General features: G+C 46.9%; 25 protein-coding genes. 21 read left to right on the forward strand and 4 right to left on the reverse strand.

Annotated elements, in window-relative coordinates:
* Positions 1-282 precede the first annotated feature (282 nt).
* From AYR61_RS10810 to AYR61_RS10820, 3 genes are all read left to right on the forward strand, one after another.
* Positions 283-1,311 (forward strand): DUF1002 domain-containing protein, encoded by a 1,029-nt coding sequence (locus AYR61_RS10810; RefSeq protein ID WP_056987895.1) that lies wholly within the window; start codon positions 283-285, stop codon positions 1,309-1,311.
* A 232-nt stretch (positions 1,312-1,543) separates the two neighbouring features.
* Positions 1,544-2,560 carry a C40 family peptidase gene (locus tag AYR61_RS10815; protein WP_065902965.1) on the forward strand — a complete coding sequence of 339 codons (1,017 nt, stop codon included), beginning with the start codon at positions 1,544-1,546 and terminating at the stop codon, positions 2,558-2,560.
* 102 nt (positions 2,561-2,662) lie between these two features.
* The gene (locus tag AYR61_RS10820) at positions 2,663-2,869 is read left to right on the forward strand and encodes a hypothetical protein (RefSeq protein WP_054707841.1); all 207 of its coding nucleotides are present in this window, start codon (positions 2,663-2,665) and stop codon (positions 2,867-2,869) included.
* 462 nt (positions 2,870-3,331) lie between these two features.
* On the opposite strand, the gene AYR61_RS10825 is transcribed toward AYR61_RS10820, so the two are convergent.
* The 3 genes from AYR61_RS10825 to AYR61_RS10835 form a co-directional block, all read right to left on the reverse strand.
* Positions 3,332-4,291, reverse strand: a complete 960-nt coding sequence (locus tag AYR61_RS10825) for a diacylglycerol/lipid kinase family protein (protein WP_065902967.1) — start codon at positions 4,289-4,291, stop codon at positions 3,332-3,334.
* Between the two features lie 187 nt (positions 4,292-4,478).
* The gene (rnjA, locus tag AYR61_RS10830; RefSeq protein ID WP_054707838.1) at positions 4,479-6,155 is read right to left on the reverse strand and encodes a ribonuclease J1; all 1,677 of its coding nucleotides are present in this window, start codon (positions 6,153-6,155) and stop codon (positions 4,479-4,481) included.
* Entirely contained in the window at positions 6,152-6,370 is a 219-nt protein-coding gene (locus AYR61_RS10835) for a DNA-directed RNA polymerase subunit epsilon (RefSeq protein WP_054707834.1), read from the reverse strand. The genes rnjA and AYR61_RS10835 overlap by 4 nt, the downstream gene beginning before the upstream one ends.
* A gap of 201 nt (positions 6,371-6,571) precedes the next feature.
* On the opposite strand from AYR61_RS10835, the gene AYR61_RS10840 reads away from it, so the two are divergent.
* On the forward strand, positions 6,572-7,084 hold the full coding sequence (locus AYR61_RS10840) for a hypothetical protein (RefSeq protein WP_065902969.1): 513 nt from the start codon (positions 6,572-6,574) through the stop codon (positions 7,082-7,084).
* A gap of 292 nt (positions 7,085-7,376) precedes the next feature.
* On the opposite strand, the gene def is transcribed toward AYR61_RS10840, so the two are convergent.
* Positions 7,377-7,937 (reverse strand): peptide deformylase, encoded by a 561-nt coding sequence (gene def, locus AYR61_RS10845; RefSeq protein WP_054707828.1) that lies wholly within the window; start codon positions 7,935-7,937, stop codon positions 7,377-7,379.
* A gap of 319 nt (positions 7,938-8,256) precedes the next feature.
* Between def and pdhA the strand changes: the two genes are divergently transcribed.
* From pdhA to holA, 17 genes are all read left to right on the forward strand, one after another.
* Entirely contained in the window at positions 8,257-9,372 is a 1,116-nt protein-coding gene (gene pdhA, locus AYR61_RS10850) for a pyruvate dehydrogenase (acetyl-transferring) E1 component subunit alpha (protein WP_054707826.1), read from the forward strand.
* A 2-nt stretch (positions 9,373-9,374) separates the two neighbouring features.
* Positions 9,375-10,352 (forward strand): alpha-ketoacid dehydrogenase subunit beta, encoded by a 978-nt coding sequence (locus AYR61_RS10855; RefSeq protein ID WP_054707823.1) that lies wholly within the window; start codon positions 9,375-9,377, stop codon positions 10,350-10,352.
* Positions 10,353-10,401: 49 nt separating this feature from the next.
* On the forward strand, positions 10,402-11,715 hold the full coding sequence (locus AYR61_RS10860) for a dihydrolipoamide acetyltransferase family protein (RefSeq protein WP_065902971.1): 1,314 nt from the start codon (positions 10,402-10,404) through the stop codon (positions 11,713-11,715).
* A gap of 8 nt (positions 11,716-11,723) precedes the next feature.
* The gene (gene lpdA, locus AYR61_RS10865; RefSeq protein ID WP_054707820.1) at positions 11,724-13,151 is read left to right on the forward strand and encodes a dihydrolipoyl dehydrogenase; all 1,428 of its coding nucleotides are present in this window, start codon (positions 11,724-11,726) and stop codon (positions 13,149-13,151) included.
* Positions 13,152-13,637: 486 nt separating this feature from the next.
* Complete coding sequence (locus tag AYR61_RS10870; RefSeq protein WP_065902973.1) at positions 13,638-14,576, forward strand: lactate/malate family dehydrogenase; 939 nt, start codon at positions 13,638-13,640, stop codon at positions 14,574-14,576.
* Complete coding sequence (locus AYR61_RS10875; RefSeq protein ID WP_054707814.1) at positions 14,573-14,872, forward strand: UPF0223 family protein; 300 nt, start codon at positions 14,573-14,575, stop codon at positions 14,870-14,872. The genes AYR61_RS10870 and AYR61_RS10875 overlap by 4 nt, the downstream gene beginning before the upstream one ends.
* Positions 14,869-15,645, forward strand: coding sequence for an inositol monophosphatase family protein (locus AYR61_RS10880; RefSeq protein WP_065902975.1), 777 nt, complete (start codon positions 14,869-14,871; stop codon positions 15,643-15,645). Before AYR61_RS10875 ends, AYR61_RS10880 begins: the two co-directional genes overlap by 4 nt.
* Before the next feature lie 136 nt (positions 15,646-15,781).
* Positions 15,782-17,623: a translational GTPase TypA gene (gene typA, locus AYR61_RS10885; RefSeq protein ID WP_065902977.1), complete on the forward strand. Its 1,842-nt coding sequence runs from the start codon at positions 15,782-15,784 to the stop codon at positions 17,621-17,623.
* A 255-nt stretch (positions 17,624-17,878) separates the two neighbouring features.
* Positions 17,879-19,039: an FtsW/RodA/SpoVE family cell cycle protein gene (locus AYR61_RS10890; protein WP_065902979.1), complete on the forward strand. Its 1,161-nt coding sequence runs from the start codon at positions 17,879-17,881 to the stop codon at positions 19,037-19,039.
* A 3-nt stretch (positions 19,040-19,042) separates the two neighbouring features.
* A complete protein-coding gene (locus tag AYR61_RS10895) occupies positions 19,043-19,333 on the forward strand; it encodes a YlbG family protein (protein WP_056987890.1) in 291 nt (96 codons plus the stop codon).
* The gene (gene rsmD / locus AYR61_RS10900) at positions 19,334-19,906 is read left to right on the forward strand and encodes a 16S rRNA (guanine(966)-N(2))-methyltransferase RsmD (RefSeq protein ID WP_054707807.1); all 573 of its coding nucleotides are present in this window, start codon (positions 19,334-19,336) and stop codon (positions 19,904-19,906) included. It abuts the gene before it with no gap.
* On the forward strand, positions 19,899-20,369 hold the full coding sequence (gene coaD, locus AYR61_RS10905) for a pantetheine-phosphate adenylyltransferase (RefSeq protein ID WP_054707804.1): 471 nt from the start codon (positions 19,899-19,901) through the stop codon (positions 20,367-20,369). Before rsmD ends, coaD begins: the two co-directional genes overlap by 8 nt.
* A 13-nt stretch (positions 20,370-20,382) precedes the next feature.
* Positions 20,383-21,432 carry a SepM family pheromone-processing serine protease gene (locus tag AYR61_RS10910; protein ID WP_065902981.1) on the forward strand — a complete coding sequence of 350 codons (1,050 nt, stop codon included), beginning with the start codon at positions 20,383-20,385 and terminating at the stop codon, positions 21,430-21,432.
* 786 nt (positions 21,433-22,218) lie between these two features.
* The gene (locus AYR61_RS10915; protein ID WP_056987889.1) at positions 22,219-22,863 is read left to right on the forward strand and encodes a helix-hairpin-helix domain-containing protein; all 645 of its coding nucleotides are present in this window, start codon (positions 22,219-22,221) and stop codon (positions 22,861-22,863) included.
* A gap of 102 nt (positions 22,864-22,965) precedes the next feature.
* Positions 22,966-23,451: a ComE operon protein 2 gene (locus AYR61_RS10920; protein ID WP_056987888.1), complete on the forward strand. Its 486-nt coding sequence runs from the start codon at positions 22,966-22,968 to the stop codon at positions 23,449-23,451.
* Positions 23,452-23,497: 46 nt separating this feature from the next.
* Complete coding sequence (locus AYR61_RS10925; protein ID WP_191982246.1) at positions 23,498-25,693, forward strand: DNA internalization-related competence protein ComEC/Rec2; 2,196 nt, start codon at positions 23,498-23,500, stop codon at positions 25,691-25,693.
* A complete protein-coding gene (holA, locus tag AYR61_RS10930) occupies positions 25,690-26,718 on the forward strand; it encodes a DNA polymerase III subunit delta (RefSeq protein ID WP_056987886.1) in 1,029 nt (342 codons plus the stop codon). The genes AYR61_RS10925 and holA overlap by 4 nt, the downstream gene beginning before the upstream one ends.
* Positions 26,719-26,743: the final 25 nt, after the last annotated feature.

The following is a 26,743-nucleotide window of genomic DNA, read 5'->3' on the forward strand; positions in this document are numbered from 1 at the left end:
ATTTTTATAAAAAAGTCGCAAGTTTATGCGACTTTTTTTGTTGGCATGCTACACTGATGATAGTTGAACTTCCAGGGTCTGGGTAGCATATATGCTATTTGCTGTTTTGCTGTGTGCTATGACCTGACCATGGGCGGATCAGCCAGTTTTTCTGAGTTACTTTTTATGAGCTGCCGCAGCTGAGCCCAGTCTTTACTTGGGATTCAGCAGATCTTGCGGTAAAGGAAAGGAGACTCACCTGATCTGTGAGGCGGTTTGATCACAGTCAGGTGAATAACAATCATGAAAATAACAATTCGGTTAGGACTCTTAGCTGCGGTGTTATTGCTAACTTTAGGAACAGGTAGTGCATTGAGTCACGCGGATACGACCACTGGCACCACGTCTAGTGCGACGGCGGGCAGCAGTGATAGTGCTGATTCAAGCAGCGCGGTGCAAACGAAGGCGCTGTCCAAATCGTATGTGGTTTATGGCAGCGGGCTTGCTTCTGAGGACAAGGATGCCGTTGCGAAGGCACTGGGTGTGCAGTCAAACTATGAGGCACTAACAGTGACGGGATCGGATTATGCAACATACATCAATTCAGCAGGAACGACGGATGCCAGCATGATCAGTTCTGTATCGCTAGCGCCAGCTGATCCCGGTTCAGGCGTTAAAGTGAACATTGCGGACTTTGACGGCAAGGATAACATTACTGAGGTGACCTCCCAACAGTATGCCATGGTCGCTACAATGGCTGGGGTTAAGGACGTCATTATTACCGTTACAGCTGATAAGGCCGTTTCGGGTGAATCGGCGCTGACGGGTGTTTATAAGGCACTGGCAGCAGATGGTATCTCGCTGAACTCTGAGAACACATCTGCAGCCAACAGTGTTCTGGATGCAACGCAACCAGCAATTGATTCAAATTCTAATAATAAGAGTTACCCTGGTAAGCTCATGTCAGCTGTTGGAGATGTTTCCTCTAAGCTGGCTAAGCAGCGCCAGAATAACAATGAATACGCAACAAAGGCCGATATTCAGCAGATGTTGAACGAGGCGTTAGCCAGTCGTGGTATCAAGTCATCCACGTCGACTACGGTGATCAACAACTTAGTAATTGCATTAGCCAAAGTGCAGAAAGCACCGGTTTCAAGCACGTCCAGTTACGTGTCAAACGTGAAGTCGATGGCCAGCTCATTGAGTAGTTCTGTAGGTAACAAGATGGCTGAACTCAAGGATTTTGCTAGTCGGGCAGACACAAGTGGCATTATGGGCTTCCTGAGTCGCATTTGGCAGGCAATCGTTAATTTCTTTTCAAATCTGTTCTAGTCTGTAACAAAGATGTAATAATTAACCCAAAAAGCACGTTCTGTGACGTTGGAAACGCCATCAGAACGTGCTTTTTTCGTGGAACATACGTTCGGAGAATCTTAGGAATCGCAAGGAATTCTTAAACTTTAAAACGTAAATTTTAGAAACTGTGGTACTACAAGCTTGTAACTTGAATCAAATATGAGCTTTTGTATACGCCAAGATGGCAAAACAGGAGGGGTGATCCGATTTGGGAAAACAATATTCATCTGTAAAGGTACTGACAGCGGGTGTTATTGGCGCAGCCGGCTTTATGATTGCCGGGTCATTTCAATCTGCCAGCGCCAAAACTATCACTGTTAAGTCGGGAGATACAGTTTCAGCTCTGGCCAGTAAGTACGATGTTTCTGCCAGTGCTTTAGAGAAGACCAATCATATCACAAAGGATCAAATTTTTGCGGGTCAAAAGATCACGTTGCCAGGGACAACGAAGACCACCACAAAAACAACAACTAAGGCTAATGCTGCGGCAGCAACGACAACGAAGTTAGCATCAACGTCGACGACTAAAGCCACGACTTCAAAGACTACATACACTGTTAAGTCTGGCGACACGCTGTGGGCAATTAGCTCAAAGTACGGCGTGACCGTAAGCCAAATTCAAAAATGGAATAACTTAAAGAGTGACTCAATTGCCACGGGCCAAAAGTTGGTCATCTCTGCCAGTGCGGCTAAAACAAGCACTAGCACAGTAACCACTACTGCAAAGAAGGCAACCACAAGCAAGACCACCGCAAGCAAGACCACGACGGCCGCCGCAACGACGACTAAAAAAGCAGCCACGACGACAACGACAAAGAAGGCCGCAACAACCGATAAAGCTGATGCTGTTCCTTCTGCATCGACGGCTTCAGTTGCCAGCTATGCCGTTAAACTTGCGAGTGAAAAGATCCCATATGTTTGGGGCGGTGCTTCCTTAAAGGGGATGGATTGCTCTGGATTAACCAGCTACGTTTACCAACACGCTGCGGGCATTTCATTACCACATAACACGGTTTCCCAAGAAGCAATGGTTTCAAAACACTCAGTCAGCAAGGCTCAAGTGGGCGATCTCTTATTCTGGGGGAGTGCCGGTGCAACCTATCACGTTGCCATTTACATTGGTAACAGCGAATACGTTGCCGCACCAGAACCTGGTGAAAATGTTCAGATTCAGACGATCAGTTCATACTTCATGCCAAGTTTTGCTGGTACTGTGAATAGCTAATTTATTTTGAAATAAGTGTTCACATTTTGATTGTTTGGTGTTATAGTTTCTGAGTCGCTTAAGTTGCTTAGATTATTATGCTAGTTAAAGGGGTGTAATCTGATGAGTAATCGTTCAGAAATTATCGAAGAATACCAACAAAAGAATCGTGAATTAGATGACCTCAAGCGTGATGAAGCGCATCACGTGGAGGCCTGTACCGACACAATAACGATTGAACCGAAATACGGTCAGCAGATGGCAGCCTTATCTGAGCAGTGTTCAGAATTAAGTGCGATCCTTGAAGCTATGGACGCATCGGAAGATTGATCGTGCGTGTTAATAACTGGTAACCTGTTTTCTGTGGGAGAATAGGGGCCAGTTTTTTTGTGGGCAAAATTGCACAGAGACGCATTTAAATGTGAATTGTGGTGTGAGTCTAAAATGACACAGTAGGCGCCCAGAAATCACAATCATGGGCTGTCTGTCGCCCAACCCTAAGAAGAACCCGCTTACGTTATTCCAGGTACGCAAATTAAGTTGGCACTGGTGACAATTAGGCTGGCATGATTATGGGGAATGATGTTCGTTAGAATGTGAAGTCCTTATCTCAGTTGTCGACTTAATAAAAAGATGAGCACGGCGCCTGATTTAATATTAGTAACTAGGTGATATCGGGAAAATGGACATGTTAACCACGAAAAAATGCTAATTGCATCATGCAATTAGCTTTTGATCAAACTTATTATAAAAACTGTTACTGCTTAATTTTGTATCATACAAGTTATTAGTCTAGATTGTTGTATCAATCCAGAAAGGGTACTGGGCAATCTCAAAATAGGTATCCCAGTAGCGCCCACCCATTTCTTCACCATCTTCTTGACCATACTCAATTGATGGGACGATGAGGTGCAGTTTGGGTTCGTGGTAGTGATGAACTGACTTCAAGTGCATGTGTCTTCCCAGACGCAGCATCAGTGCAATGAACAGTAACTTTGGCAAATGCGGTTTTTCGATGACGATTAGATCCAGGTTAGGGTCAGTGACCTCTGCTGTTGGAGCAATGTTAATGCCACCGCCAAGATAGGGATGATTCGAAACAGTCACAAGGTAGGCATGGGCATAAATGTCACGGTGCTGGCCCACATGGACTGTTAACGGGAATGGCAATTCATTGTAAACGACGCTGATTAGCGATGATAGTCGACTGAGCCACCCGAGGTGAAGCCGCTTGGTCAACCGTTTAGGTGACTTGCCATTTGCATCATTCACGACAGCGGCGTCAAAACCGATGCCGACAGTGTTGGTAAATACCCCAGTTGTATTTTTTTCTGCGTCCCGATAGGTGCCAACATTTAGCCGTGATGCACTGTTACAGCCCAGAATCTGGTCAAGGGCCGAGCGCCAACGGGTGGCCATCTTAATGCCCTTCGCAAAATCGTTGCCGTTACCAACGGGTAAGTAAGCAACGGGGATGGGATGCGTGAGTTTTGCACTCGCAAGTCCATTTAGCACTTGGTGCAACGTGCCATCGCCGCCGACAGCTAAAACGACATTGGTGGCCGTCGTGAGATCTGGGTGCTGTTTAGCATACTGCCGTGCCAGTAACGTGGCTTGGCCAGGGTAGGTGGACTTCGCCACTTGGTAGCTGACCTGGCGTTCTTGCAGCACCGTTTTAATTTCGGGCCACAAGTTCTTCGCTTTGCCGCCACCGGCAAATTCATTTAAAATAACGTAAAAATTGACTGACACGACAACAAGACCATCCTCTCAAAATACATACTTTTTAATTATAACGAACTTTATAGTTCCAGGCTAGATTGAACCCGTAAAAGTTTAGACTTATTTCAGGAGTGAGGTGATCTCCTAAATGAGTGCCTGCTATAGTAAACCATAAAAAAGACACCATCACAACCGAAAAGTGTGATGGTGTCTTTTATTAATCCATGATCAGCATTGGCAGAATCATTGGATGACGTTCAGTTTTTTCAAATAGGAAGTTTTGTAAATCATCAATGATCGCGTTTCGAATCGAAGCCTCAGTGGCTTTCTTAGAACGCATTGCGCGGCGAATTGTTGAGAACACAAGCCGTCGTCCTTCATTGAGTAATTCACCGGATTCGCGCATGTACACAAACCCGCGAGACAGGATGTCAGGGCCAGCCTGAATCATCTTATCCTTAAGACTGATCGTGGCAACAACCACAACTAAGCCCTCTTCTGACAACAGTTGGCGGTCACGTAAGACCACGTTGCCAATATCACCGATGCCGCTGCCATCAATGTAAACATCACCAGCAGTGAAGTGACCGGCAATTCGAGCGGTGTCCTTGGTCAACGCGAGCACATCACCATTTTCCATGATGTAGCTGTGGTCAAGCGGCACGCCGCATTGTTCGGCAAGTTCGGTATGGATCTTCAACATCCGGTACTCCCCGTGAATTGGCATGAAGAACTTGGGCTTCATGAGCCGTAACATGAGTTTTTGTTCCTCTTGGCCACCATGACCAGAGGTATGAATGTTGTTGACCTTACCGTGAATCACGTTGGCACCGGCTTCTTCCAACTCGTTGATCACGTGGTTAACACTCACAGTATTCCCAGGAATTGGGTTACTTGAGAAGACCACGGTGTCACCAGGTTGAATCGCAATTTGCCGGTGGGTCCCGTTCGCAATTCGAGACAGGGCGGCCATTGGTTCACCCTGAGAACCGGTACACAGGATCAGCGTCTTGTTTGCAGGCAACGACTTTAAATCGTTGGCATCCACAAGGGCATCGTCTGGAATATTCAGATAGCCTAACTCACGCCCATTGACGATTGCGGCTTCCATGCTTCGGCCAAACACGGCAATTTTACGATCGTGCGCAAGTGCCGTTTCGCAAGCCGTTTCGATCCGTGAGATATTTGAGGCGAAGGTGGCGAAAATAATCCGGCCATCGACTTGGTCAAAAATCTTACGAACTGATTTGCCGACCCATTTTTCTGACTTGGTCCAGATGGGCCGCTCAGCGTTGGTGGAGTCTGCCATTAAACAGAGCACACCTTCTTCGCCAAGCCGGGCCATCTTTTGCAGATCAGGCGGCTGGTTGGTAACGGGCGTGAGATCGAACTTATAGTCACCCGTTTCCACGATCACGCCGGACGGAGTGTGGACTGCAACTCCCATTGTATCTGGGATTGAGTGGGTGGTCCGGAAGAACGACACACTTGTTTTTCGGAACTTCAGCACGGTATCATCATCGATCTCGTGGAGTTCAGCTTGGAGCAAGAGGCCATGTTCTTCCAGTTTGTTTTTAATGAGCGCTAGGGCTAGGGGACCAGCATAGATCGGAACGTTGAGGTCCTTTAACAGGTAAGGAACACCACCAATATGGTCTTCGTGACCGTGGGTGATGACGAGTGCCTTAATTTTTTGCTGGTTGGCGACCAGATAATGGTAGTCAGGAATGACATAGTCAATTCCTAAGAGGTCATCTTCTGGGAACTTGATCCCGGCATCAATCAGGATAATTTCATCCTGGAACTGAATACCGTACGTGTTCTTACCAATTTCACCTAAACCACCAACGCCAAAAATTGCAGTTTCGTTATTTTTGACGTTCAGTTTTTTCATTTACTAAACTCCGTCAACGAAAAGTCCGGGTTTTCTTTTTCATATTCAAGGAACTTACCCTCAAGCGGTTCGATGAATTCGATGTTGTGGTCGGTGTTTGCGGCAACCTCTGCCCGGGCCTCAACTTCGGTGTCCGCCTCGATAAATAAGGACTTAGTGTCCTCACGCTTCGGGTTACGAACATTATCTTCTTGGTAATAGACTTTAAAAATCATAGTGGGTTATTAAACATCCTTTCATAATCAGCACCCTGAAACAGGGCACCTCATTTTCTAAACTATTTGTACCGAACGTCTTAGTTGTTTATGAAACAACAGTTGGTTAAATATTAGCATACCCATGTCATTTTGTATAGTAGGTTATAATCCACGTCATAAGTGATATTATAGAAGAAAACGAAAACGGAGGTGTTGAAAATGGGGGTTACGCTTACAATCGTGATCGCGGTGATCGTTGCTTTCATCGTGTACATGCTCGTTCACCGGCTGATTGTCCGGCGCACGACACAAAATGCACAAGAAGCAGCTTTGAACCAGACGAACGTTGCTGTTAAGGCGTCATTACAGCGGTTGGTTGATGATCGGTTTATTAGTGAACCGGCAGAATTTGTGAAATCGACCATTAATCCTGACGGCTGGGGCCGGGGTGTCATGGCGTTTGAATACGTGATCAAGCTGGATCACGTGACCGATGACCAGCTGCCCATTTTACGGCAGCGCCTCAATCATATTTTAGCCGAGTTTACTGAAGATTATAAAATTGCGTCAGCTGACGGCGCGCAACAGTCCGCATTTTTCATTACCGATATTTGGCGCCATGAGACGCGAATTCATATGAGTATCGCTTATTTGGTCAATGAGGCAACTGTGGAGTATTTGCAGGATCTGCACCGGCTTGAACATCCGGAGAAGGAGGATCGGGCTGAGTAGTGGATTGCGTGGTCTTGCTTTGGTTTCTGGATAAATTAAAAGACATCATCCTGGATTGTTAGTGGATGGTGTCTTTTTTGTTGCTTTTCATTTTTTTGGTGTTTGAAATGGGTTTCAGTGGTTGGTTGAAAGTAGCTAGATAGTGTACTTTCTTGTCCTCATAGTGGAAACGCGTTCCACAAGGCAGAGGGCTACTGCATAAGGCAACTCTGACACAAAATCCAAACCCGGGATTTTCTGCCAGAGTTACCTTATGCTCCGCCCTCTAAACGCCTTGTTCCACGCTCTGCCTCTAATCAAACATCACCGTATCCTCATCGATCTCAAACGGTGCATCCTTATTGATGTGATCATAGAACAAAACACCATGCAGGTGGTCGATCTCGTGTTGGCACACAATTGCTGGGTAGTTCTTCAGCCGTACCTTGTGTTGTTCGCCTTGCAGATCCTGGTAACGCAACGTGATTCGGTCGTGGCGTGGGACGTAGCCTGGGACTTCCGTATCGACTGAAAGGCAGCCTTCGCCCTCCGTTAATGCTCCGGCCTGAACGGAGTGGCTAATGATCACTGGATTAATGATGACTTGCTTAAAGGGTGACTCGCCACCTTCCTCTTCAGCAGGAACCAGTACCGCGGCCATCATTTCTGAAACACCGACCTGGGGTGCTGCTAGACCAACACCAGCGCGCAGGCCGTACTTCTTACATAACTCTGGATCCTGGCTCACTTCCAGGTATTCCATCATGTCAGCAGCTAACTTTTGATCTTCCTCTGAGAGGGGGAAGGTGACCTTAGCAGCTTCTTTGCGTAAAACGGGATTGCCGTCACGCGTAATATCTTTCATTAAAATCAAAAAAATTACCTCCGCATTCCAATAAAAATGGAACTCACTTAATAGTTAATTTTAGCATAAAAATGAGAAAGAATGAAACCATTAAAAATGTGAAGAAAATAACAATGTTTTTTCTGAAAACGGGATTCCCCGCCGTTACGGCAAAACGGTGACTTTTGCGATATAAAAGTAATGAAAGGGCTTGTATGAACTGTGAAAGCGTGTTAATTTAAGAGTGTAGTTGAGAAAGCAAACAATCGTTTCTCGGTTTGGAAAGGCCGAATAGTTTGGAAAGGCCGAATAGATTGAATGCGTACAAACGGAAAGGAAAGTGTTAGTTATGGCGAAGAAAACTGGGCAAGTAGTTGATTTTGCGTCAATCAAAGCCAAGATGAGCGATCCTTACAAGAAAACACTCCAAGTTATCAATGAAAAGGGTGAGATCGTAAATCAGGAACTTTTCGATAGTTTTTCAGATGACGAACTCGTCAATTTCATGAAAGACATGGTTTGGGAGCGTGCATTGCACGAACAAACAATGAACTTCTCTCGTCAAGGTCGGTTAGGCTTCTATGCCCCAACCTATGGTGAGGAAGCAAGTGAAATGGGTTCAATCGCAGCTTTCAAAGATCAAGACTTCCTGTTCCCTGCTTATCGTGATTTACCACAATTAATTAAGCATGGCGCTTCAGTTGCTCAAGGCTTCTTATGGTCAAAGGGTAACGCAGTTGGTGATGACTATGGCGATACGCGTAACTGGTTCCCACAAATCATTATCGGTGCACAATATGTTGAAGCTGCTGGTGCAGCCTTAGGGATTAAGAAGAACGGTGAAAAAGATGCCGTATCCTTCGTTTATACCGGTGATGGTGGTACTTCACAGGGTGACTTCTACGAAGGGATTAACTTTGCTTCAGCCTTCCAAGCTCCTGCAGTGTTCATGGTTCAAAACAACGGTTGGGCTATTTCCGTTCCACGGAAGAAGCAAAACGCTGCTGAAACCTTAGCACAAAAGGGTGTTGGCTCAGGTGTTCCAGGTGTTCAAGTTGATGGGATGGACGTTTTGGCGACTTACTTAGCTACCAAAGCAGCCCGTGACTTTGCCGCTGAAGGCAATGGTCCAGCATTAGTTGAAACCTTAACTTATCGTTTCGGTGCTCACTCAAGTGCTGGTGATGATCCTAGTCGTTATCGGACTAAGGAAGAAGAAAAACCTTGGTTCGATGCTGATCCACTGATCCGTATGCGTAAAGTCTTAACTGACAAGGGCTTATGGTCACAAGATCAAGAAGACAAACTTGTCGAAGAATATAAAGACAGCTTCAAGGCATCAATGAAGGAAGCTGAAAATACACCAACGCAATCAGTTGTTGATATGTTGAAGACCACGTTCGAAGAACCAACTCCACAAATCAAGGCTGACATTGCAAGATTCGAAGCAAAGGAGTCGAAGTAACCATGGCTAAATTAACTTATATCAAAGCGATTACAGATGGTTTAGACGTTGTTTTAGGCGAAGATCCAAAGACGTTGATCTTCGGTGAAGACGTTGGTAAAAACGGTGGTGTGTTCCGGACTACCCAAGGCTTGCAAGACAAGTATGGTGAAGACCGGGTCTTTGATACACCATTAGCCGAATCAGGTATTTTAGGATTAGCAATCGGGTTAGCTGCAACTGGCTGGCGTCCACTTCCTGAAATCCAATTTATGGGCTTCACTTTTGAAGCCGTTGACTCAATTGGCGGTCAAATGTCACGTAACCGGTTCCGGTTCAGTGGCAAGCGTGCAATGCCAATCACTATCCGGACCCCATTTGGTGGTGGTACCCATACTGCTGAAATGCATGCTGATAACCTTGAAAACTACTTCGTTGGGACCCCAGGCTTACGTGTTGTCACACCTGCTAACCCATACGATGCAAAGGGCATGATCATTTCTGCCGTTGAAAACAACGACCCAGTTCTGTTCATGGAAAACCTGAAGTTATACCGTTCAATGAAGGACGAAATTCCTGATGGCAAGTACACTGTTCCGCTAGACACTGCAAAGGTGGCTAAGGAAGGAACTGACATTACCCTGGTTGCTTACAGTGCAGAAGTCAACGAATCTCTCAAGGCTGCTGATGCTTTAGCTAAGGACAACATCTCTGCTGAAGTCATTGACCTTCGTTCATTGTTTCCAATTGACACTGACACCATTTTCAAGTCAATTGAAAAGACCCACAAAGTAGTTGTCGTTCAAGAAGCACAAAAGATGGCCGGCGTTGGGGCACAAGTTGCTTCAGAAATCGCTGAACACGCTATCATGAACTTGGATGCACCTATCGGCCGTGTGGCTGCCCCAGATTCAGTATATCCATGGGCTCAAGTTGAAAACGACTGGTTACCAAATGCCGATGACATCGAAGAAAAAGCTCGCGAAATTTTGAACTACTAAGATAGCTCACTCAAACGAATACTTTGTGATATAGAAAGGAAGTTTTCCCATGGCTTTTGCATTCAAACTCCCAGAGCTTGGTGAAGGGATGGCCGAAGGTGAAATTGCATCATGGCTTGTCAAAGAAGGGGACGACGTTAAGGAAGACGACGTTTTAGTTGAAATCCAAAACGATAAGTCCGTTTCAGAATTGCCATCACCTGTAGCCGGTAAAATTAAGAAAATCGTTAAGCAGGAAGGCGAAACTGCTGAAATTGGTGATACGTTAGTTGAAATCGATGACGGTTCACCTGACACACCTGACGACGGTGGCGACGCAGCCCCTGCTGCAGAAGCACCTAAAGAAGAAGCTGCTGCACCAGCAGCCCCAGCCGCCCCTGCTGTACCTGCTGCACCAGCACCCGCAACTGGCGTGCCTGCCTTATCAGATCCTAACAAGATCGTTTTGGCAATGCCTTCAGTGCGTCAACATGCACGTGACAAGGGTGTTGACATCTCAGCCGTTACCCCAACTGGTAACCACGGCCAGATCTTGTTAGCCGATGTTGACAACTTTAACGGTGCCGCTGCACCTGCTGCTCCGGCCGCTGCCGCTGCACCAGCTGCTGCTGCCGCTCCAGCTGCCGCACCAATCAAGCCTTACAAGTCAGCAACACCTGAACTTGAAACCCGTGAACCAATGTCAATGGTTCGTAAGGTTATCGCTAAGGCAATGCGGACTTCAAAGGATATTTCACCTCACGTTACCTCATTCCAAGACGTCGAAGTTTCTGCTTTGATGGCTAACCGGAAGAAGTACAAGGCATTGGCAGCTGATAAGGATATCCATTTGACATTCTTACCATACATTGTTAAAGCAATGGTTGCTGTTTTGAAGGACTTCCCTGAATTCAACGCGTCAATTGACAGCGCTTCAGAAGAAATCGTTTACAAGCACTACTTCAACGTGGGTATTGCAACGGATACTGATCACGGTCTTTACGTACCAAACGTTAAGAACGCTGATGCTAAGGGTCTGTTTGAAATTGCTAAGGAAATTACTGAAAACACCCAAGCTGCTAAGGATAACAAGCTGAGTGCCGACGCAATGTCCGGCGGTTCAATCACCATTAGTAACGTTGGTTCAATTGGTGGCGGCTTCTTCACCCCTGTTATCAACCAACCAGAAGTTGCAATCTTAGGTGTCGGCAAGATTGCCAAGGAACCATATGTCAACGAAGATGGCGAAATCGAAGTTGGCAACATGCTCAAGCTATCCTTGAGTTACGATCACCGTTTGATCGATGGGGCGTTAGCACAACGTGCCTTGAACAAACTCAATGATCTGCTTCATGAACCAGAATTGTTATTAATGGAAGGATGACCCTTAATATGTCAGATGTTGAAAAACGCGATACTGTCATTATCGGTGCCGGCCCTGGTGGGTACGTTGCCGCTATCCGGGCAGCTGAATTAGGCCAAAGCGTCACAGTGATCGAAAAATCTGAAACTGTCGGCGGTGTCTGCCTGAACGTTGGTTGTGTTCCTTCGAAAGCGTTGATCAATGCTGGTCATCGTTTCCAAGAAGCAGCGGATGCTTCAACGTTTGGGATTACTACCCAAGCACCTTCAATCGACTTCTCAAAGACGCAAGAATGGAAGCAAAAGAAGGTCGTTGATCGAATGACCAGCGGTGTTCGGATGCTGTTGAAGAAGCACAAGGTTGATGTTATCCAAGGCGAAGCAGTTTTGGATTCAGATACTAAGCTTCGTGTCGTTTCAACCGGTCCAAAGCAATTTATGAGTGCTGACGATGGTCTGACCATCGAATTTAAGAACTTGATCATTGCTACTGGTAGCCGTCCTGTTGAAATTCCTGGTTTCAAGTTTGATGGTCGGGTCGTTGACTCAACTGGTGGCTTGAACTTACCAGAAATCCCTAAAGAATTCGTCGTTATCGGCGGCGGGTACGTTGGGACTGAACTGGCTGGCGCCTATGCCAACTTAGGGTCACACGTGACCATTCTTGAAGGGACACCTTCGATCTTACCTAACTTCGACAAGGACATGGTTGCTGTTGTTCTGAAGCAAATGAAGAAGAAGGGCATCGATGTTGTGACAAGTGCCATGGCAAAGAAGTCTGTTCAAGACGATAACAGTGTCACTGTTACCTACGAAGTTGACGGCAAGGAAGCCACTATCAAGGCTGACTACTGCATGGTTACTGTTGGCCGGAAGCCTAACACGGATGACATTGGTCTTGAAATGACTGATGTTAAGACGACTGACCGTGGCTTGATCGAAGTGGATACTCAGGGTCACACCTCAGTACCTAACATCTATGCCATTGGTGATATCGTTCCTGGTCCAGCTTTGGCCCACAAGGCCTTCTTTGAAGCTAAGACTGCTGCCGGCGCAATTGCTGGTAACAAGACAGCCAATGACTGGGTCGGTGTTCCTGCAGTCTGCTTCGCTGATCCTGAATTAGCCACTGTTGGTTTAACTCAGACCGAAGCTAAGGACAAGGGCATTGAAGTTTCAACTGCCAAGTTCCCATTTGCTGGTAACGCCCGTGCCGTTTCACTTGACGAACCAGATGGCTTTGTTCGTTTGGTGACGACTAAAGACGACAACCACAATCTTCTGGGTGCCCAAGTTGTTGGACCCGGTGCATCTGACTTGATTGCTGAATTAAGCTTAGCTGTTAACAGCGGGATGAACGCCGAAGATATTGCTTTGACCATTCACCCACACCCAACATTAAGCGAACCAATTCAAGAAGCTGCCGATATTGCGATTGGATTCCCAACCCATATCTAAACACTTTGCGATGATTAAAGACCTGGAGATTGCTCCGGGTCTTTTTTGGTCTCTTATATTAAAATAGTGGTAAAATGCCGAACACCTCCGCTCCGCCGAATTGCTGCCAAGAATTGGCAGTGGACAAGGGAATCAAAAGAATGGAGTGAATCATTGCATTGCAGAACGCAGAATGGTGGCAGTTCAGTGCTGATTTTCTTCAGTAGTGATTAAAACTGTTGTCGTTTTTAATCCATGTCTAAATAAGCGCCATTCAACTGAAAACCCATTATTTTGCCTTGTATCGCAATCGATCTTGATGCTGTATGAAATAACAGCATGCATTGAACTAGCCTCTAAACATGGAAACAAGTAGCGAACACGCTTGTTTATAGTATCGACTGCGGCAGGGCTCTGAGATCGTACTCTAAATTCTATCTATTGATTAACTTCGGATTTAACCTATAATTAAACTAGCAGTTTTTCAGAGAAAATGGAGGGTTGTCTATGAAAGCTAAAGTTGTCATTTGCGGGGATTCATCACGCATCGATAGTCTTTTAGCGACCTTGATCATGAAGGATCATCCGGTGGCAGGTGTTGTGTTGCCCGCTGATGAACCGGCCAAAACGTCAACTGAATTCGCAGCCTTACAGACGGCCGCTAAATTATGCCAGCATTTTTCACTGACACTGGGTCAAAATGAAGATCTGGCAAGTGCAGATGTTGTCATCATTGCCCTTGAACGGCCACAAATCGCGGCTGAGGACATGTTATCCTATGTTCAGGGCATTATGCCCCGATTTCGTCAGCTTGTGAATAGCGTGATTGAAAATGGGTTTAAGGGGAAAATACTGATATCCGCACCGTTTGACGAATTGCTGGTGTACTTTGCTTGGCGGTTCTCCGGCTTACCGCAAACGCAATTGGTCGGCGTGGGGACGTTCAGTCAGACCCTGTTTCTTCAGTCTCAGTTAAAGCATCGGCTACACGTTGGTGAAAATGATGTGCGGGCGTTAGTGGTCGGGACACCGCAGCAGCAGTTGATTGTTTGGAGTCGCAGTTACGTTGGACCGGCCCCCGTTTTGATGTATTTGGCCAATCAGGACAACCATTTTAGTGCTGAGGACATTGCGGAATTGGAGACTGAAGCCTCCAGCCAGGCGTTGGTTGATAATTGGGTGATTCAAGACATGGCCCTGGAGCGTCTTTTGATGGCCTTGGTGGACGACCAGCCTCTGATTGCGACGGTGTCGAATATCCAGACCGACCATGAAGTTGGCCCATTAGCAATCAGTACACCGGTTTTGGTGAGCCTAGCAGGGGTCCATCGGTTAACTGATCTAACACTTTCAGATTCTGAAGAGACCGAATTTGAGACGATCATTGGCCAGCTCAGACAAACCATTACAGAAATTGAAAACGGAAAGATAGGTGGCACCGAATGAGTGAAAACTATGCGTATCCTTTAGCGGATGATTGGTCAACGGATGAAATCATCACCGTCACGCATTTTTATCAACTGGTTGAAAATGCTTATGAACTCTCACAGGGCGTTTTGATCAGCGAGTTAACAGCGGCTTACCGGGCGTTTAAAACGATCGTAACCTCAAAGTCCCAAGAAAAGCAGTTGGATAAAGCCTTTGGCAAAGTCACGGGGTACAGTATTTATTTGACGATGAAACAATCCCGAGAAACGACCAAGAAATCAGTGAAAATGAGCACTGGGAGGGATGCGCGATGAGTGAACCAACACTTGAACAGGTTGATCAAACGGTCAAGACCTGGTTGAGAGAATCCCGCGACCTCGTTTTAAAGCGGATGGCAACGCCGTTAAACGTTGACCAGAAGACCGGCCGCAAAGACCTGGTCACAAACGTGGATAAGGAAAATGAGCGGTTATTGGTGAGCAAGATTCGAGCTTTTTCACCGGACAGTCAAGTGTTAGGCGAGGAAGGCTTCGGCGATCAAGTGACGGATACGGCGGGCTGGGTCTGGGTGGTCGATCCCATTGATGGGACGATGAACTTTGTCAAACAGCGTGACCACTTTGCGATGATGATTGCCTTATACATTGATGGGCAAGGTGTCTTGGGTTACATTTACGATGTGATCAACGACGCCCTCTATTCTGGCGGGCCTTCGCTTGGCGTCTTTAAAAATGACCAGCCGGTGGCCCAACCAGCTAACGTTGCGTTGCGCGACGGGCTTGTGGCCATCAGCGGCCCGCTTGTTACAGAGGATGTCATGAATATGCCGGAGGTCATCCGACAAAGCGCTGGCTTTCGGGCGTATGGTTCAGCGGGGATTGAGTTCAGTCTCATGTTAACTGGTGAACTTATTACGTATGTTTCCTATTTAAAACCCTGGGATTTCGGTGCGGGCAAAATTTTAGCCGAAACCTTAGGACTTCGGGTAACTAGAGTTGACGGGACGCCACTGAGTATGCTATCATCAGACTTCGTAATGGTAGCAACGGAAAAAGCACAACAAGACATTCTGCCAATCATCGGTTAAAGCGTCTGACTGTGACACTTAGTCACAGTTTTTTTATGGCGCAAGGTCAGCGTAGGGTGCTCATTGCGCGGCCAGGTTTAACCATTTTCACGCAACAGGTTTAATAACGAGTCACTATGAAAGGAAGATACACACTTTGAAAACCAGAGATGATATTCGAAACATTGCAATTATCGCCCACGTTGACCACGGTAAGACGACCTTGGTTAATGAATTATTGAAACAATCTGACACTTTGGACGAACACGTTCAGATTGAAGACCGGGCTTTGGATTCTAACGCCATTGAACGGGAACGTGGGATCACGATCCTTTCAAAGAACACTGCCGTGCGTTACGGCGACAAGCAGATCAACATCTTGGATACCCCAGGACATGCCGATTTCGGTGGTGAAGTTGAACGGATCATGCGGATGGTTGACGGTGTTTTGCTGGTTGTTGATGCCTTTGAAGGGACCATGCCACAAACCCGTTTCGTGTTAAAGAAGGCTTTGGACCAACATTTGACCCCAATCGTGGTCATCAACAAGGTTGACCGCCCAGGCGCCCGTCCAGAAGAAGTCGTTGACGAAGTCCTTGACCTCTTCATCGAATTAGGTGCTGATGAAGACCAACTGGACTTCCCAGTGATCTACGCATCAGCTATGAACGGGACGTCAAGCTACGATTCTGACTTGGCAACCCAAGAACACACCATGAAGCCAATTTTTGACACCATTGTTGATCACATCCCAGCACCAATTGACAACTCTGACGAACCATTACAGTTCCAAGTTGCCATGTTGGATTATAACGACTTTGTTGGTCGTGTTGGGATCGGCCGGATCTTCCGTGGGACTGTCAGCGTTGGTGACAACGTTACAGTGATGAAGCTTGACGGCATAAAGAAGAACTTCCGGGTCACTAAGTTATTCGGGTTCTTTGGCTTGAAGCGGTTGGAGATCAAGACCGCTAAGGCCGGTGATCTGATTGCTGTTTCCGGGATGGAAGACATCAACATTGGTGAAACTGTCGTTGACCCAAGCACCCCAGAAGCATTACCAATCTTACGGATCGACGAACCAACCTTGCAAATGACTTTCCAAACCAACAACTCACCATTTGCTGGTCAAGACGGGAAGTTTGTTACCAGTCGTCAATTGGAAGACCGGTTGAGGACTGAGTTGGAAACCGATGTGTCGTTACGTGTTGATGACACTGACGAACCAGGCGCATGGGTCGTTTCAGGACGTGGTGAATTGCATTTGTCAATTCTGATTGAAACCCTTCGTCGTGAAGGATTTGAATTACAAGTATCACGGCCAGAAGTTATCTACCGCGATATTGATGGCGTTATGAGCGAACCATTTGAAGAGGTTCAGATCGATACCCCTGAAGAATACACTGGTAGCGTGATTGACAGTCTGTCACAACGTAAAGGTGAAATGCAAAACATGGAATCAACTGATAACGGCCAATCTCGTTTGACGTTTATTGCCCCTTCACGTGGGTTGATCGGTTACTCAACCGAATTCATGTCCATGACTCGTGGTTATGGGATCTTGAACCATACCTTTGAAAAGTACGCCCCAGTAATCAAGAACTGGCACCCAGGCCGTACTAAGGGGACGCTGGTTTCCATGAACGCCGGTAAGGCAACGACCTACGCTATGATGGGTGTTGAATCTCGTGGGACCTTGCTGATCGATCCAGGTACCGATGTGTACGAAGGCATGATTGTCGGCCAAAACAGTCGTGAAAACGACATTACGGTTAACATCACCAAGGGTAAGAACTTGACCAACGTTCGTGCTGCCGGTTCTGACGACATGGCTCGGATCAAGACACCAACCCACTTATCACTTGAAGAATCACTTGAATTCTTGAACGAAGACGAATTCTGTGAAGTTACCCCTAACCACGTTCGCTTGCGTAAGCAGATCCTTGACACGAACACTCGTGAAAAGGAAGCTAAGAAGCGTCGTGCCGGTTCACGGTAATTCGAAAAATAATTGACTGAGTTCATCTTAGTCAAAAACGTCACTCACAACTGGTGGGTGGCGTTTTTTTATTCCGTCATAGGGGGACTAGTACAGTAAATGATGACAGACACCTGATACCCACTTGAATGTGGCCGCTCAATTCAAAATAATTTGTTTAAGCTTCACACTCAACAACCACGATTTTTCACGGGTATGCTATAATTTAAAAGACTTGCTGTACGCAGGTGTATTCACGAGTGTGGGGATAGTTAAATGAAAAGGTTAAGAGATTTAGATTATTTTTTGATCGTACCATATTTATTATTGTGTGCAATCGGCATCGTGATGGTGTATTCAGCCAGTTCTAACGTTGTCATTGAAAACGGTACAACGCCGGGCGCTTATTTAGTACGTCAGGCATTTTGGGTCGTGATCGGCCTGTTGATCACCATTTTTATGACCGCTATGAACACGCGGTACCTTCACTATAAGCAATTTTACTGGGGCGGAATGCTGATTCTTGACGTCATGCTGGCTGGCTTACTGGTTGGCGGTAAGACGATCAACGGGGCCGCTGGCTGGATCACGCTTGGCCCAATCAACATTCAACCTGCTGAATTTGTAAAATTCTTTTTGATCGTGGCTACGGCGTCTCGTCTTGGGAGAAGGAGTGACGAGGAACCGATGCTTAATGGGCACTGGTGGACCACTAACGCAAAACCGTTGGCACTGAGCCTGCTGATGATTATGCTCGTACTCCTGCAGCCTGATATGGGGAGTGCCATGATTATTTCTGGTATCTTAGTCATGATGTATCTTGCCAGTGGGTTTTCTTATAAACTCATGGGCGCCATTGTTGGCGGCGGGATCGCGTTTTATCTGTGTATTTTGCTGCCCATCATGTTTAAAATCGGTAAAGCAACTCACGTCACGAGCTATAAACTGGCGCGAATCGTGGCATTTGTGGATCCGTTTGGTCACCAATCTGGTTCTGGTTCACAACTGGTAAATTCTTACTATGCCATCAGTAACGGTGGATTGTTTGGTGTCGGTCTTGGCAATTCGATTCAAAAACGGGGTTATTTACCCGAACCGAACACCGACTTTATTATGGCGATCATTAGTGAAGAGTTAGGGTTGATCGGGGTGCTCATTATTTTGTGTTTGCTGGCGTTTATCGTCTGCCGCGCAATCTACATTGGCATTCATTCAAAAAACACGTTTAATATTTTAATTTGCTATGGTGTGGCAACGTATTTTGCCATCCAAGCTTTCGTGAACATTGGCGGGGTGGTTGGGTTTCTCCCAATTACCGGGGTGACATTCCCATTTATTAGTTACGGGGGGTCGAGTATGATGTCCCTCACACTTTGTTTGGGGTTGCTCATCAACGTGAGTGCTCAGGAAAAAATTGCAAGACGAAAGGGGCTGTAAACTGTGCCGGCAATTCAAGAACGAGAAGATTTAGTCGTTTACGTGTCTAATTTGCGACAGGTGCGACAGTTAAAACGCTATGGTCATGTGGCTTATGTGTCCAAACGGATGCGGTATGCCGTGATTTATGTCAACACGGATCAAGTCAGTGACGTTACTGCCCAATTAAAAGAGCTGCGATTTGTGAAACGAATCATTACGTCGCCGCATAAAGCATTGATCGATTTACTGGGACTTTCTGGTAATCCGGTTGCGAAAGACGAACAGGCGAAGGCCGAGGAGGACGACGATTAGATGCGTGTCATTTCAGGTGAATACGGTGGTCGTCGGTTGCGAGCCGTCCCCGGTATGAAGACCCGGCCGACCACTGATAAGGTGAAAGAAGCTATTTTTAACATTATTGGCCCGTACTTTGATGGCGGGACGAGTCTGGATTTATTTGCGGGCTCTGGCGGCCTTAGTATTGAAGGTGTTTCTCGGGGCATCGACCATGCGGTGTTAATTGATCGGCAGGGCGCTGCCATCAAAACGATTCACCAAAACATTGAGGTTACAAAAGAACCCGACAAATTTAGTGTCTACAAACGCGATGCTGAAAAAATGTTGCCGCAATTAAAGAGCCAAGGGTTAGCCTTTAATTTGGTTTATTTTGATCCGCCGTATCGCGAACAAAAGATCATGAAGGAAATCCAGATTTTACAGGATCTGGCGCTGTTAGCACCAGAATGTTGTATTATGTGTGAAACGAACCAGGAAGCTGAACTGCCAGAAATGGTCGGTGCTGCAAAACTGGTCGAACAAAAATCTTATGGCATCACGAAGGTGACCATCTACGAGATGCCGGAAGAGGGGGAGACTGATGACTAAGGCTGTTTTTCCTGGCAGTTTTGATCCGCTGACGATGGGCCATCTTAATTTGATTCAACGCGCTAGCGGCTTGTTTGATGAGCTGATTGTGACGGTGGGGACGAATATAAGTAAACGGTCGTTGTTTACGCCAGATGAGCGGGTGGCCCTTATTCAAGAGAGCGTCGCGGATTTGTCCAATGTGCGCGTGCAGATGGAAAGCGGGTTAACGGTCGATTTTGTGAAATCGGTCAACGCCAGCGTTATTTTACGGGGTCTGCGCAATTCAAAAGATTATGACTATGAGGCCGGTATTGCACAGATGAACCACTATCTGGATAATGGCATTGAGACGTTATTTTTACTGACGGACGCGAAATATGCGTTTATCTCGTCAAGCCTCTTAAAAGAAGTGCTGCACTTTGGCGGCGATATTTCAGAGCTCGTGCCGCCAGCAGTTGTGGCCGCATTGGCTAAAAAGTGAGGTTGGGGGACCAATGAAAAATTTCCTAAAAAAAAGGGCGACTAAGGTTACTCTCGGGGTGATCGTCGGTGTTTTAGTACTGGTTGGCCTGTTTTGGCCGTTGCCGTACTACATTGAAACGCCGGGATCGGGCACAAATCTGAAGTCGTTTGTGACGATTAAATCCCACCCGGATAAGCGTCCCGGTGAGTACATGATCATGACGGTGCAGCTTGCTCGTGCGCGACCCATTACATACGCGCTAGCCAAGGTGCTGCCCTACCATGAGATCGACACGGAAAAGAGCGTTACTGGCGGCCAGAGCGGTGCCACTTACATGCGGATGGAGAACTTCTATATGCAAAGTGCCATCAACGAAGCGAAGGCTGTTGCAGTTAAGGCGGCTGGGGACAAGGTGACCAAGGATTATTTGGGCATCTATGTCATGGAAGTTCAGAAGAACTCCAAGTTTAAGGGTGAGCTCAAAGTGGGTGATACGATCACAAAGGTCAACGGTCGCCATTTTGAGAGTGCCTTTGGGTTCCAAAACTATATTCGCAAGCAAAAGGTTGGTAAGCAATTGGCCGTCACTTATGAACGAGACGGCGTTAAGCACACTGTGACGGAACCGCTGATTAAATTATCAAGCGGTCAACCTGGGATTGGCATCATTTTGACGGATAACGTGAAGATCAAGACCTCGCCAAAGGTTTCAGTGGATCCGGGACAAATTGGCGGCCCGTCAGGTGGTTTAATGATGAGTTTGCAGATCTACACGCAATTGACCAACACCAATTTACGTCACGGCCGTAAAATTGCCGGAACGGGAACCATCAATCCGGATGGCTCCGTTGGTGAAATTGGCGGGATCGATAAAAAAATCGTGGCGGCTAAAAAAGCCGGTGCAACAATTTTCTTCGCACCGTATATTAAACCAACGAAGGCGGTGCTGAAGTTAGAAGAGCACCATGAAACAAACTATCAACTCGCTAAGAAGACGGCGAAGAAGGTTGCACCAAACATGAAGGTCGTTCCTGTGACGAGCTTTAAGCAGGTGGTGCGGTATTTGGAGACACATAAGTAGAGCGTAGAGCGTGGAGCAAGGCGCTTAAGGGGCGGAGTGTAACGGACTCTGGCAGAAAAGTCCGGGCCTGACTTTTTTGCCAGAGTCCGTTACACTCCGCCCCTTGCCTTGCGGAACGCGTTTCCGCTAGAGAAGGGCAAAGCACGTCGCCAAAAGCACTCAGTGACAGAAAAGTCCGGGCCTGACTTTTTTGCCAGAGTCCGTTACACAGTAGCCCTCAGCCTTGCGGAACGCGTTTCCACTAGAGAAGGGCAAAGCACGTCGCCAAAAGCACTCAGTGACAGAAAAGTCCGGGCCTGACTTTTTTGCCAGAGTCCGTTACACAGTAGCCCCTTGCCTTGCGGAACGCGTTTCCGCTAGAGAAGGGCAAAGCACGTCTCCCAAAGCACTCAGTGGCAGAAAAGTCCGGGTCTGACTTTTTTGACCAGAGTTGCTTATACAGTAGCCCTCAGCCTTGCGAAACGCGTTTCCACTAAAAAGTGCAAAGTGCGTCGCCAAAAAGAGCTAAGTGGTAAATAAGCTTCTAATCAGAATTTGCTTACCCAAACCACTAAAAAAATTCCACATATAACTAACCAAACAGTGAAATTAATCATCCTGAAACAATATAAAAGCCTGAAACTAGCTTAGTTTCAGGCTTTTATAATCCCCAAAAAAAGAGCACTAAAACAGATACCGCTCGTACCCATTTTCCATTGCATATAAAAATTTAAAAATAATTTACTACCTAGACAACCATTTCCAACTTTCCCTGCGTAGTTAACGGGTAAGAAGGGAGGAATAGTGTTGGATAGGTTAAAAGAACTGTTAGGAACGATGGGACGAGAGGTTTGGATCATTGCGGGAATTGCGGTAGCAACGATTGGTATCGTTTTTTTGATGGTACACCAGGCCCCACAGGAGGCATCTACGCAACCGGAATCAGCCGTAATGTCAGATAGCATGGCGGTGGCGAGCAGTGGCGGTAGTGACTCGACTGTGGCGTCTAGCCAGTCAATGACGATGTATGTTGATATTAAGGGTGCCGTTAAGAATCCAGGATTAAAAAAGGTGACCGGTGACATGCGTGTGATCGATGCTGTGCAGTTGGCCGGCGGATTTGCAAGCAATGCTGACCAAAAACAGGTGAATTTAGCCCAGCGGCTGACTGATCAGCAGGTCGTGTTTATTCCAAAGCACGGAGAAACCGCACCGCCAGTTGCCACGGGTGGCGGTGGTGCGGGTGCCAGTAGTGAAGCGCCGCAAGTGAACCTGAATTCAGCAGACCTCGAGCAGCTGCAACAGTTGGACGGTGTGGGTGAAAAAAAGGCCCAAAAGATCATTGATTACCGGACGGCTAAGGGTCAGTTTAAGACCATCGAAGATATTAAGAACGTTTCTGGATTCGGTGATAAAACATTTGAGCGGTTAAAGCCACAACTTGCGGTGTGATTTTTGAGATGTTAGTCGGTTGTTCAATTTTTTGGTATACTGAGTTTTGTTTCAATCTTTATCGAGAGAATTGAGCGTTACCGAATAAGCGGAGGCAATCACATGACAAAAAAGAGAATTCCATGGGATCAATACTTTATGATGCAATCTGTCCTGTTAGCCAGTCGGAGTACGTGTAATCGGCTGTCTGTGGGGGCCACGATCGTGCGTGATAAGCGGATCATTGCGGGTGGCTATAACGGTTCTGTTTCAGGTGATGTGCACTGTATCGATGAGGGCTGCTACCTCGTTGACGGGCATTGTGTCCGGACAATTCATGCAGAAATGAATGCCATTTTGCAGTGTGCAAAGTTTGGGGAACAAACGGATGGCGCGGAGATTTACGTGACCGATTTTCCCTGTCTGCAATGCACGAAAATGTTGCTTCAAGCGGGCATCAAAAAAATATCCTACTTGCGTAACTATCACAATGATCCTTACGCAATGGAATTGATCAAGATGAAAAATGTTGAACTCAATCAAGTGACATTAGACGAAGAAATGATTAAACGAGCTTCTTTTGAGACCTATTTGACTGACCATCAATAAAACAATTATTTGGTTAGCGGTCCTGGTGGGCTGCTTGAGTGGCTGTGTGTTTGGCGATTTTTGGGTATCGGCGGGACTGGCCGGTATTTGGCTGATTCGAATTGTCTGCTTGAAGGATCGCAGTATTTTGATTTGGGCAATCGTGACTAGCCTTGTTTTTGGGTGCTGGTTTGTGTTTCAACGTGATCAGCGCCGCTTACAAACGTTGCCTGAGATGTCGAACACCACGGTGAAATTGCAGGTGCAACCGGATGATGTCCTGGTTGGGCCGGACAGCGTCCAACTTAAGGGCAGGCTGCCAACTGGCCAGCAAGTTACAGGCCAATATTACGCTGCAGAAGGAGAACGACCGGCGCCACAGTGGCAGATCAAACGGGCAAGTACTTTGACTGTTGCCGGCGATGTCATGCAGTTTGAACCAGCTACGAATGTGAATGAATTTGATTACGGTGCCTATCAGCGCCAGAACGGGGTGTTGAACCGCGTTAAAATCGCACAGTTATTGGCTGTCACGCCGGCGACCGGTGGGCATGTGTGGCAACGCTGGCTGAATGCGTGTCATACCTTGCGGGCAAGATTGATTATTGAAACTAAAAAATTGCCCCCGTTGCTGGCACTCTACGTTCAGGGGCTGTTCTTGGGGTACCGGGCAGATAATTTTTATGACAACCTGGCCGCCGTTACAGACCTCGGCCTGATCCACTTATTTAGCATTTCTGGCTTCCATGTGGTCTGGCTAACGGCAGTAATGGCATTCGTTTTGAAACGATTACGGTGTTCCCAGGCCGCAGTGAATGTCATCATCCTTTTGAGTTTACCCAGCTACTTTGTGTTAGCCGGTGCGGCGCCTAGTTTACTGCGAGCAATTTTAGTGTCGATGCTGGCTCTGGGGGCTTCTCTAATGCACTGGAAAGTGACACCACTAACGCTTTGGGGACTCAGCCTTATGCTGGCTTTACTGTGGTACCCAGCGTTGTTGATGCAATTAGGGGGTCAGTTAAGTTATGCACTGGCGTTTGCCCTGATCTTTGTTGAGGGTCGCTCAACTTTGATGAAAACAGTGTTATTAAACATGGTGAGTCTGCCGTTTGTTTTGTATCACGTCTATCAGTGGCACGTGTGGTCATTGATGGCCAATTTATTGATCTTACCGGTGTTTAGCTGGCTCATTTTTCCAGTGACGCTGATCGGCGGTCTCCTAGGTCTGAAATTTCCGGTGGTTGCGCAACTGTGTACGCATCTGTTAGGCTGGTTTACACAGGGGCTGGATACGATTGCCCATTTCCCTGGGATGATCACCTTTGGCAAGCCGCACATCGTTTTGGTGGTGTTGCTGGTTGGCCTTACCTTAGTGCTCTTGACACGCCACCGGCAGCGGACTGTTATTATTGCGCTTGCGGTGACGTATGCCGCATCATTTTTAATGATCCACTATCCAGTTAAGGGCGAGGTAACGTTTTTTGACATTGGCCAAGGGGACAGTTTCATGATTCGAGAACCCTATGGTAAACAGATCACCATGATCGATACCGGGGGTGATGTTTTCTTTGGCGGGCATCAGGTCAAAAAACGAAGTCGGGCATTACGCCTGAACATCAACTACATGCAGAGTATGGGCATTCACCGCATTGACGCACTATGTTTGTCCCATCAAGACGCTGACCACGTTGGCTTTGTCGGCGATGTGTTGAAAACCATGGCCGTAAAACGGTTATATATTCCCTGGGGAATGGCAGCCAACCCGCAATTTATGCAGCGGATTCGACCCAATTTGAATCAGACTCAGTTGATTAGTGTCCGGGCAGGTCAGACCATCCCTGGCACGCACTTGAAGGTCGTTCATCCCTTTACGCCAGGACTTGGTGGGAATGAAGACTCCATGGTCTTAACGGGTCAGTATGGCGGGTTGCAGTTCATGTTTACGGGTGATTTGGGGCAGGATGGCGAAAAGAAAATTATTGCCCACTATCCGCAACTGAGAACGGATGTTTTAAAACTCGGTCATCATGGGAGTAAAACATCCTCGGCACCTGAATTCATTCAGGCATTACAACCCAAGGTGGGTATCATCTCAGCCGGGCGGCATAACCGGTATGGCCACCCGAACCAAGAAACGCTGGCAACACTGGCACAACAACACGTCCCATACTTTAATACGCAAACAAACGGCATGATCCGGTACCGATTTCGGGCACATCACCCCGGGTACTGGGAAACAGTGATGAAGGAGGATGCAACTTGAGTTACGAAACGGTCATGAAATCACTACACAACCACACGCCGGTTTCTGTTTATCTCATAACTGGTGATCAAGCGTACTTGGTGAATCGACTCAAAAAAGCGTTCACAGATTTGATTCCTGAAGAAGAGCGGACGATGAATCTTGCAAGCTATGATATGGAATCAACGCCACTTGCTCAGGCGCTTGACGATGCAATGTCAGCACCATTTTTTGGCGAACGCCGACTGGTATTTGTTGAGCACGCCTATTTTTTGACGACGGATCCGCACAAGGGCATCAAGGTCGACCATGATATAGATGGGATGCTGACCTACCTCGAACATCCTGAGCCAACAACGGTCATCGTTTTTATTGCGACTACTGGCAAACTTGATAGCCGTAAAAAAATTGTTAAAACGCTTAAAAAAGTGGCTGATGTTGTGTCCCTTGAGGCGATTGGTGAAACGCAGATCAAACAGCTGGTTGGCAATGACCTCCAAAACAATGGGTTTAAGATTCAGCCGGACGCGTTTAATCAGTTGCTGCAGCGGACCGGGTCGGATCTTTCATTGATTATGAATGAACTGCCTAAGCTAAAAATGGCCAGCTATGAGTCAAAGGAGATCACGGCCGAAGTGGTGCAGGAATTGGTCACAAAGTCTCTCGACCAAAATGTGTTTGACCTGGTGAACGACGTGATGGCAAAACATATTGATGCGGCCCTGACGTTATACCGGCAACTGATTTTGACCAAAGAAGAACCGCTTAAGATCAATACCGTCTTAGTGAGTCAGTTTCGGTTGTTGATTCAAACGAAGATTTTAGTTAAGAATGGGTATAGCCAGGGGAGCATCGCAAGTACGCTTAAGGTACATCCATACCGGGTCAAGCTTGCCATGCAGAGCACCCGACGACTTAAGTTGGATGATTTAAAGCGGGCTTATCTTGGTCTGATCGCCATTGAACGGTCATTAAAGTCGACTAGTCAGGACCCGGAGACTTTATTTGAACTGTTTATGTTGAAATTCTTAAACGAAGTGGCCTAAAAAAGGGCACAAAAAAAGGCTGGTT

The organism is Secundilactobacillus paracollinoides, from assembly GCF_001702155.1.
Lineage (GTDB): Bacteria > Bacillota > Bacilli > Lactobacillales > Lactobacillaceae > Secundilactobacillus > Secundilactobacillus paracollinoides.

What these genes read in the sequence shown, in the direction of transcription:
- AYR61_RS10810 (WP_056987895.1), top strand. Translation starts at nt 283, where the DNA reads ATGAAAATAACAATTCGGTTAGGACTCTTAGCTGCGGTGTTATTGCTA.
- AYR61_RS10820 (WP_054707841.1), top strand. Translation starts at nt 2,663, where the DNA reads ATGAGTAATCGTTCAGAAATTATCGAAGAATACCAACAAAAGAATCGT.
- rnjA (WP_054707838.1), bottom strand. Translation starts at nt 6,155, where the DNA reads ATGAAAAAACTGAACGTCAAAAATAACGAAACTGCAATTTTTGGCGTT.
- AYR61_RS10835 (WP_054707834.1), bottom strand. Translation starts at nt 6,370, where the DNA reads ATGATTTTTAAAGTCTATTACCAAGAAGATAATGTTCGTAACCCGAAG.
- AYR61_RS10840 (WP_065902969.1), top strand. Translation starts at nt 6,572, where the DNA reads ATGGGGGTTACGCTTACAATCGTGATCGCGGTGATCGTTGCTTTCATC.
- pdhA (WP_054707826.1), top strand. Translation starts at nt 8,257, where the DNA reads ATGGCGAAGAAAACTGGGCAAGTAGTTGATTTTGCGTCAATCAAAGCC.
- AYR61_RS10855 (WP_054707823.1), top strand. Translation starts at nt 9,375, where the DNA reads ATGGCTAAATTAACTTATATCAAAGCGATTACAGATGGTTTAGACGTT.
- AYR61_RS10860 (WP_065902971.1), top strand. Translation starts at nt 10,402, where the DNA reads ATGGCTTTTGCATTCAAACTCCCAGAGCTTGGTGAAGGGATGGCCGAA.
- lpdA (WP_054707820.1), top strand. Translation starts at nt 11,724, where the DNA reads ATGTCAGATGTTGAAAAACGCGATACTGTCATTATCGGTGCCGGCCCT.
- AYR61_RS10870 (WP_065902973.1), top strand. Translation starts at nt 13,638, where the DNA reads ATGAAAGCTAAAGTTGTCATTTGCGGGGATTCATCACGCATCGATAGT.
- AYR61_RS10875 (WP_054707814.1), top strand. Translation starts at nt 14,573, where the DNA reads ATGAGTGAAAACTATGCGTATCCTTTAGCGGATGATTGGTCAACGGAT.
- AYR61_RS10880 (WP_065902975.1), top strand. Translation starts at nt 14,869, where the DNA reads ATGAGTGAACCAACACTTGAACAGGTTGATCAAACGGTCAAGACCTGG.
- AYR61_RS10890 (WP_065902979.1), top strand. Translation starts at nt 17,879, where the DNA reads ATGAAAAGGTTAAGAGATTTAGATTATTTTTTGATCGTACCATATTTA.
- rsmD (WP_054707807.1), top strand. Translation starts at nt 19,334, where the DNA reads ATGCGTGTCATTTCAGGTGAATACGGTGGTCGTCGGTTGCGAGCCGTC.
- coaD (WP_054707804.1), top strand. Translation starts at nt 19,899, where the DNA reads ATGACTAAGGCTGTTTTTCCTGGCAGTTTTGATCCGCTGACGATGGGC.
- AYR61_RS10910 (WP_065902981.1), top strand. Translation starts at nt 20,383, where the DNA reads ATGAAAAATTTCCTAAAAAAAAGGGCGACTAAGGTTACTCTCGGGGTG.
- AYR61_RS10920 (WP_056987888.1), top strand. Translation starts at nt 22,966, where the DNA reads ATGACAAAAAAGAGAATTCCATGGGATCAATACTTTATGATGCAATCT.